The 7,601-nt window shown below is 57.5% G+C and carries 8 protein-coding genes; 3 read left to right on the forward strand and 5 right to left on the reverse strand.

Translation table 11 applies throughout. The features are described 5' to 3' along the window. Nucleotides 1-512: helix-turn-helix domain-containing protein (locus FSO04_RS44465; RefSeq protein ID WP_154567694.1), on the reverse strand; the 512-nt coding region annotated here is incomplete at its 3' end. Between the two features lie 337 nt (nt 513-849). Between FSO04_RS44465 and FSO04_RS44470 the strand changes: the two genes are divergently transcribed. Beyond that, nucleotides 850-2,013 carry a GGDEF domain-containing protein gene (locus FSO04_RS44470; RefSeq protein WP_154567685.1) on the forward strand — a complete coding sequence of 388 codons (1,164 nt, stop codon included), beginning with the start codon at nt 850-852 and terminating at the stop codon, nt 2,011-2,013. Between the two features lie 414 nt (nt 2,014-2,427). Here the strand turns inward: FSO04_RS44470 and tnpC are convergent, their stop codons facing one another. Genes tnpC through tnpA form a run of 3 tightly spaced genes read right to left on the reverse strand, consistent with a single transcriptional unit; the run spans nt 2,428 to nt 4,730 of the window. Beyond that, nucleotides 2,428-3,999 carry an IS66 family transposase gene (gene tnpC / locus FSO04_RS44475; RefSeq protein ID WP_154567687.1) on the reverse strand — a complete coding sequence of 524 codons (1,572 nt, stop codon included), beginning with the start codon at nt 3,997-3,999 and terminating at the stop codon, nt 2,428-2,430. Between the two features lie 30 nt (nt 4,000-4,029). Further along, complete coding sequence (gene tnpB, locus FSO04_RS44480) at nt 4,030-4,380, reverse strand: IS66 family insertion sequence element accessory protein TnpB (RefSeq protein WP_349768780.1); 351 nt, start codon at nt 4,378-4,380, stop codon at nt 4,030-4,032. Further along, nucleotides 4,377-4,730 carry an IS66-like element accessory protein TnpA gene (gene tnpA / locus FSO04_RS44485; RefSeq protein WP_233465444.1) on the reverse strand — a complete coding sequence of 118 codons (354 nt, stop codon included), beginning with the start codon at nt 4,728-4,730 and terminating at the stop codon, nt 4,377-4,379. Before tnpA ends, tnpB begins: the two co-directional genes overlap by 4 nt. Before the next feature lie 802 nt (nt 4,731-5,532). Here tnpA and FSO04_RS44490 point away from each other — a divergent pair. Further along, complete coding sequence (locus FSO04_RS44490; RefSeq protein WP_154567689.1) at nt 5,533-5,676, forward strand: hypothetical protein; 144 nt, start codon at nt 5,533-5,535, stop codon at nt 5,674-5,676. A 39-nt stretch (nt 5,677-5,715) separates the two neighbouring features. Here the strand turns inward: FSO04_RS44490 and FSO04_RS44495 are convergent, their stop codons facing one another. Continuing rightward, nucleotides 5,716-6,237, reverse strand: a complete 522-nt coding sequence (locus FSO04_RS44495) for an RICIN domain-containing protein (RefSeq protein ID WP_199203117.1) — start codon at nt 6,235-6,237, stop codon at nt 5,716-5,718. 469 nt (nt 6,238-6,706) lie between these two features. Between FSO04_RS44495 and FSO04_RS44500 the strand changes: the two genes are divergently transcribed. Continuing rightward, the gene (locus tag FSO04_RS44500; RefSeq protein ID WP_154567692.1) at nt 6,707-7,117 is read left to right on the forward strand and encodes a hypothetical protein; all 411 of its coding nucleotides are present in this window, start codon (nt 6,707-6,709) and stop codon (nt 7,115-7,117) included. Nucleotides 7,118-7,601: the final 484 nt, after the last annotated feature.

Raw genomic sequence — 7,601 nt, forward strand, 5'->3', positions numbered from 1 at the left:
TCGTGTGACACGTGATAGTCCTCGTTGACCGGGTATGCGTGTTTGAGCCATCCGGCAATCTGTTCGGGCGACCACTGCAGTTCCAGCTTGCTTGCCACAAGTCGCGCCAGCGGCCGGTTATCGACCAGCTTGCATGTCTTTGGCCGACGTGCCCGGTCCCATGCAAGCTGGTCGGCCCGATTCGCACGATAGTCCTGGCTTCCACCATTTCGCTTGATTTCCCGGCTGACGGTGGAAGGAGCGCGCCCGAGCCGGTTTGCTACCGAAACAATTGAATCGCCGGATACGACTGAGCGTGATATCTCCTCTCGCTCGGCGAGCGTCAAAGCCAGCCTCGATCGGTGCCTCTGGGCAGGTTGTATCCCGCCTGTCTCCGAAAGAATGCCCTGCACCGATGAATGGTTTCGATCGAACATCTGGGCAATCTGTTGCAGCGACTCGCCTTTGCGCCAGCGCTCCCACATTACCGCTTTCTGGCTTTCAGTGTAGTAGATCCGCCGTCTCTGCTTCATTTCAATACCTCCGCTGCTCAGGCAGCCTAGGGTATTGCGTCGACCGGTTGAATCCAAGACCCTGAACCGCCGTTCAACTTGAGCGAAAGCGGTCACTCGGAAGGCTGCAAAAAAACGAATCACGCAATGCGTAATTCAGGCTCGAACAGATAACCCGACTCCAGCGATGGCAATGCCCGCGCTGATCCGTGCATATTTTCCAGACACACACATGCGATACGATACGCACTCGCCGCGGCGGTGCGAGCGAGTTCATTCGTTTTCGTTTTGCTTTCACTCATCGAATGCCGTCTCGTTTATCTTGACTCGTCCTTCTTTTGTCGCCTACCTCGATCCCATGCTCAGCCCCCTCGCTCTGATAGGCATCGTGATTGTGTCTTGCCTGATGAGCGTCGCCATCCTTGGTTCGCTGCTTCGGACTGCAGTGCCGGGTATAGGCCGCTGGTGCGTGGCCCACGCGCTATTGGTCGCCGCATCGTCGTGGGTGTTGATCGCCGGCGGTCAGCCAGGACAGTTCGTGATGATCGGCGCTTCGCTCATCACGCTCATAGCAGTGCTGTTGCTCGTGCAGGGTATGCGTCAGTTTTTCGGTAAGGGTTCCGTCCGCCACGGAGAGTCGGTGGCGTTCGTCATCATCTTCGTTGCGTTGGTGTACTTTACGTGCGTGTCTCCGAACATCGATGCGAGGGTCGCACTCGTATCCATCTTCCTCGCCTATGCACGGATCGCTGTGGGTACATTGGCTCTGCGTCACGCGCCGCGTGATGGTGCGCGCTACCCCTATCGATTCGTCGCGGCGGCCGCTTATCTAGGCGCGTTATTCCACGTCACGCGAGCCTTCGCGGTTGCCTTCGGCATGCCGCAAATGGATTTTCTGCAACCGTCGCCCTGGAACGTTCTGTTTCTCGGGCTTGCGATCGTCACGTTGCCGTGCCTGTCGACCGGCATGGTGATGCTCGCGCACGATCAGCTTGTCCGAAGGATGGAACAGCTCGCAAGCATCGACGAACTGACGGGCGTACTCATGCGGCGCGCGTTCATGGCGAGGGCGAATGTCTTGCTTCGCGAAGCGGTGGCAAAGGGCAAGCCGCTGTCGATCGCCATTCTGGACATCGACAAGTTCAAAGCCGTCAATGACCGCTTTGGCCATGCGGTCGGCGATCGAATCCTTAGGCACGTCACATCGGTTGTGTCCGCGCGGCTGCGGTCGTGCGACCTTTTCGGGCGACTGGGTGGGGAGGAGTTCGCGATTGTGTTCGTGGCCGCGCGAAAGACCGAAGCAGCGGCGTTGACGGATGAACTGCGGCTTGCGGTCGAACGATCGTCAAACGAAGACGTGCGCTGCACGTTTAGCGCGGGGGTCGAATGCGTCACGCCCGATGATACGTTGGCAGGCGCCCTGGCGCGGGCCGACGCGGCACTTTACATGGCGAAGGCGACAGGGCGCAACCGAGTCGTAACCGCGTCAGAGATCGACGAGCGCGACGTCGAAACGCATTGAATCGCAGCCACTTCAACGCCAATCTGCCGATTCCACGAGGGCGACACTCTGGTTTTACGAAGAACTGACGGAGTTATACGTTGTTATCGCGGCGGCGGACTGAGGCAGCCAGATTGGCGCAAATCTGGACGCATCAGTTCAATGACCGGTTGTGGCCGCATCCTGCCCGATGCTCAGCCGGCAATGTGCCGTGTCATCTGCCGCCTTGAATCATGCGGCGATTCAATTCGCTCAGATATGACCCGGGAATCAGGGAAAGCGCTCCGTTCGGACCGCAGACGCGCGTTCGACGATTGTCGATCGAGACTTCTAGCATCGGCGGCAACGCGAAAAATTTGATCAGTTCTGGCCTATCCAACCCCAACTGATATGTAAGCGCTGCACGAGCGCCGTCTTGACAGGCGCGCGGGATCTTCAGGCGTTTGCGCGAAGCTGGTCCGCAACGACCCACGGCATGAGTTCGTCAACGCGGTTGATCGCGTGGTCGGCGATGCGTGCGAGCACGAAGCGCAGATACGCCTCGGGATCGACATCGTTGAGTTTCGCCGTGCCGATGAGGCTGTAGATCACGGCAGCGCGTTCGCCACCCGAGTCAGCGCCGGCGAACAGATAGTTACGTCGGCCGATGGCCACCCCGCGCAACGCGCGCTCGACTGGCAGGTTGTCGATTTCGAGCCGGCCGTCATCGCAAAAACGCGTGAATGCCTCCCACCGGTTCAGGGCGTAGAGGATCGCCCGACTCGTGTCGGATTTGCGCGAGAGCGTTTCCAGCGTTGTTGTGAGCCACGCATGGAAGTGCTCGAGTAGCGGCCGCGCATGCACCTGTCGATATGCCCGGCGCTCATCGGGTGGTTTGCCCCGGATCGTTTCCTCGATCTTGTACAACACACCGATACGCTCGAGCGCTTCGGTGTTCAGCGTATTCGGACGTGCCGCGTGCAACTCGTAGAACTGGCGTCGCGCGTGCGCCCAACAGGCTGCTTCAATCACACGCCCGGTTTCGTAGATGGCCCGGTAGCCGCCGTACGCGTCAGCCTGCAATGTGCCGCTGAACGACTCGAGGTGCTGTTGCGGATGGATGCCCTTGCGATCTGGCGTGTAAGTGAACCATACCGCCGGCGGCGTCATATCGGCCGAGGTGCGATCATCGCGCACATACACCCACAAGCGACCGGTCTTCGTCTTGCCGTTGCCCGGCGCGAGCACCGGTACCGGCGTGTCATCGGCGTGGAGTTTCGTTGCCGCCATCACGTGACGACGCAACGCCTCGACGAGAGGTTGCAGGAGCGTCGCGGCGTGACCGACCCACTTCGCGAGTAGCGAGCGATCAAGCTCCACGCCTTCGCGTGCGTACATGACCGACTGCCGGTAGAGCGGTAAGTGATCGGCGAACTTCGAGACCAACACGTGAGCCAGTAGTCCGGGGCCGGCCAGGCCACGCTCGATCGGTCGACTCGGTGCTGCTGCCTGTGCGATGTGGTCACAACACGAGCAGGCGAACTTCGGTCGCACATGCCGGATCACGCGGAAGCTTGCCGGCACGTACTCGAGTTGTTCAGCAACGTCTTCGCCCAGGAGCTTCATCTTGCTGCCGCACTCCGGGCACTTCTCGCCCGACTCGGGCAAATACGTTTGAACGTCGCGCGGCAGATGTTCGGGCAATGGCCTGCGCGGTGCCTGTTCCGGTACCGTGAGCGTTGCCTTCGGAATTTCAACTGGCGTCGCGCCTTCGTCGGCTTCGAGCTCTTCGAGTCGCAGTTCGAGTTGCTCGATCTGCCGGTCCAGTCTCTCGGACTTGCGCCCGAACTGCATGCGGCGCAGCTTCGCGATCAGCAGCTTCAGGTGCTCGATCTCAGCCTTGCCCGTGGCGATGACCGCCTCCTGCGAGTCGACGACATCCTGCAGGCGTTCAATCCTGGCGTCGCGCTCGCGCAGCAGCGCTTTCAAGGCATCGATGTCGTCGGGAAGGGTGTCGGCCGAAGTCATGACCGACAGTTTACGTGTCGGCGCCGACGTTTACAACGCAGAAGTGGGTTGCGCCGTGCGCGTGGGCTGGCGCCAGTCGATGCCTTCGAGCAGCATCGAAAGCTGCGCGGGACTCAGGCAGACCGTTCCGCTCGTGGCTTGAGGCCACACGAAACGTCCCTTCTCGAGGCGCTTCATGAGCAGGCACAATCCATCGCCGCTCCACCACAACACCTTGAGCAGATCGCCGCGTTTGCCCCGGAACACAAACACGTGGCCACTGAACGGATCACGCTCGAGAACGCTCTGTACCTTCGCGGCGAGACTGTTGAAGCCGGCGCGCATGTCGGTGACACCGGCGGCGAGCCACACGCGTGTGCCAGATGGTAGTCCCAGCATCATTGAGCATCACGCAGGCTAGCCAACACGACGCGCAGTACGTCGAGATCCGGGGTGCCTTCAAAGCGAACCCGAACCGCTCCGCGCTCCACCGTGATGGCCGGCTGCTGCTTCGACGACGGCGCGATCTGCACGGGGAGAAAGGACTCTGGCGCCGGCAATAGAGCCGTCGATTGCGCAGGCGAACGTTCGCGTCGCCACTTTGCGACCATGTTCGCGTTCAGACCGTGTTCCTGCGCAACGTCGGCGATCGAACGCGCCGGGTCGTTAGCTTGCGCAACCACCATCTCCCGGAATTCTTGTGTGTAGTTCCTCGAGCCGCGTCGCTGGCCCGGTGCGCTCACTTCCATCATTCTGATTCCCACCAGATCTAGTGGGAATCAGAATGCCGAAGCCGCATCGTTATGAACAGACGGTACGGTGGACTCGCTTACACTGATATAGCGACGTCGTCAAGAACCGCGCCGGGTCACGTAAGCCGGCCGAATCCTCCGTGTCCGTGATAACCCAGCCGGAGCTTGCCCCTTCCGCCACTTTCCGCTTCAGCGAGACGGAGGTTGCGTGTTTGTAGTTGACGTGGACGACAGCACTTTGCCTTAGCGATGGGAAATGCGGATCGATTGCCGGGGACAGGCTTCTAACTACGTCGTTTTGGTTTCGCAAATGGACTAGCGTACGGTCTACGGAATCGATAAAGTTAACTGGGAAGCTTTTCATATCCGGCTCGGTTAATCGCAACGCTCCTGCCCGGCCTTCCTCGATGCGCACAAGCATCCATCCAATCTGCATGGTTTCACCGATGTTTAGGCGGGTGCCGGATGCGATGTAACTCTCGATAAACCCAAGGAGCCAGGTAATGTCTACTTTGGGAATCGCGGGATTTGACACGCGAATCTCGCATTCCGGATGATCGAAGCGCTTACAGCCGGTTGTCGAATGTATTGTTGCCACGGTGTCTATCAAACTATTGCTTTCGGCCAATCAAGCGGTTAGGAATTCCACAGGTCCGACGTCAATTGTTGACGAATTGCGCCGCAATGTCGAATGACCGTTCCTGGCCGAACTGAGCCCAACGCTGCTTTCACACGGTAGGGGTCACTGGTTCGATCCCGGTACTACCCACCAGAATTTGGCCGAAGACTTCTGAAGCGCCCCATGAGCTGGCTCGACCGGCTTATCCGGGCAAACAGAATGCTTCTGCTAGTGCAGAAACGAAAAAGCCCCGAATTTCGTCAGGGCTTTTTTTGCCTTCTTGCCGTCCTGCTCAATCGCGGGGCGATTGCGCTATCGGCGGCATGACGCCGCTGCAGAGCAAAACGAATTTTCAGGGCCGACTCTTTATGCGTACTGCGCTTTCGACTGGGGCTTTACGGCGGTCAAGAATTCATTCAACGGCTTAGGCGTCCACTGCTGAGCCGTTGTCCCGTTATATGTGTGCGCCCAGATCGGATTGTCGGCTTGCGTGCTGTTGAAATGATCGTCGATCACCAGTGTCGTGTTCGCCAGCGACGTGATATAGCCCGGTCGAATTAAAAGACTCCATCGTTGCGATGGGACACCCGTAAATGGCCGCAATTGGAGGTATGTATCGGTCGCTACCTTTCCATCCGCGAAATCCACAGCCAGTTTCTGACCGCCGAACATGCTGAAGTCCAGGATGATGAAACCGAAGGTCGTTTCGTAGTCCCACGCGAGCTGCACTTTGGGATCGGTGACGTATCCCAGCTGCAACGGCGCTCCGGGTCCGATCACACTTCCCTGATTATTTTGAGCAACGCCGAGACAACGGTTGGACTCAGCTGTAAACTGAAAATACATTGGTAAAGACGCCATGATTCTCTCAAAATATTGGTTATTCACATGGAATATCGATGTCTGAATAGATCAGACAAATACCATCTTAGGTGTTTATTTTTTATTTGCAACCACGGCTATCTAAGAAATTGTTAATTTACAAAACGACTATGCTAAATCAATAAAAATCCAACACGTATGCGAAATTAATATAGCCAAGCTATCCGGCCCACACAGGTTTCAGAATTGTGAAACGGGGGACGCTGCTGCTAGATTTTTTGCTGCCGCTTAACCCAAAAACCTGAGCTGGGGCGAGTCCGTCGCCTCAATTCCAAGACATTCTGGGTAACTACCCTATCAGGTTTGATAGCTTCGATCGTGTGCGAGCGGCAACTACTATTTGACCTTGCTGCCGTCTCAAATTTGCGTAACAGCGTTCAGTGAAACACTTCAAACCAGCCACGCCATACTGCGCGATTTGCATCGACAAAATGCTGTTGCGAATGGCACCTGGAGCAATTTTCGGGAGACGACGATGAGTCAAGACAAGCATACCCATGAAAAAGATGCTTCAGCAATTGCGGAATGCACGGTAAACAACGTATCTCGTTACTGGCTGACCTACGATTCGTCGTCCCAAAAGCTGGAGCATGGAGAGGTAACCCCCGACTATGGCCCGCAAGACGTGGCGCCACAAGAATCGCGAACTTTCTCCATCCAATCCGACGGGTGGATGACGGGATGTGAGGGAAATTTCTACTGGAAGGTGTCGGGGACAGAAAGCGGTATATTCCATGTACACCTCAAAAAGCCGTATATCGGCAACGGTCACATGTGGTCCGACGTTTGTTCTGGCGCCGAGAATGTGGTTAGCGCCGGCCCGTCGTCATATGAGACTTCCGGGGATGACAATTTTTCCATCGAGGTTACCGTTATGGACCTATAGTGACCCGGCTTCGTGGACGGTTAGACAGTTGTGACTTGCCCCTGTTTCGCGAATCCATAGCTGAGGGAATAGGTTGCCTCGCCACCCTTTGCGGCGGGCCAGTTTTTCTGGAACATCGTGGAACGACGTAATCGAGCGTCGAATGCAGCCGGTGCGCATTGTAAAAGCCCAGCCGGTCAATGGTTCTGTCGCGGTAAGGGCGGCAGAGCGAAGAAAATTCGATATGATGAGGACTACATATGCTTCGGCAGATTGTCGACTATCTACGCCGCCGCGTCGAATGTCTCAAAGTGGCCGAGCCTGTGTGGAAACTCAGTTTTGGCTCTGAGGGCGAGGTTGCCGGTCGGTCGATAAAGCTAGATGCGTCTCGCTTGCGCTAATCAAACATCCGCGGGCGCAAGAAGCCCCTTGGGGCTTCAGCTTGCAGTCATCCTCATCGCCTTCATCATCCCGGCAACCCCAAGTATATTCATGACGCGCTTCA

Source organism: Paraburkholderia madseniana, from assembly GCF_009690905.1.
Taxonomy (GTDB): domain Bacteria; phylum Pseudomonadota; class Gammaproteobacteria; order Burkholderiales; family Burkholderiaceae; genus Paraburkholderia; species Paraburkholderia madseniana.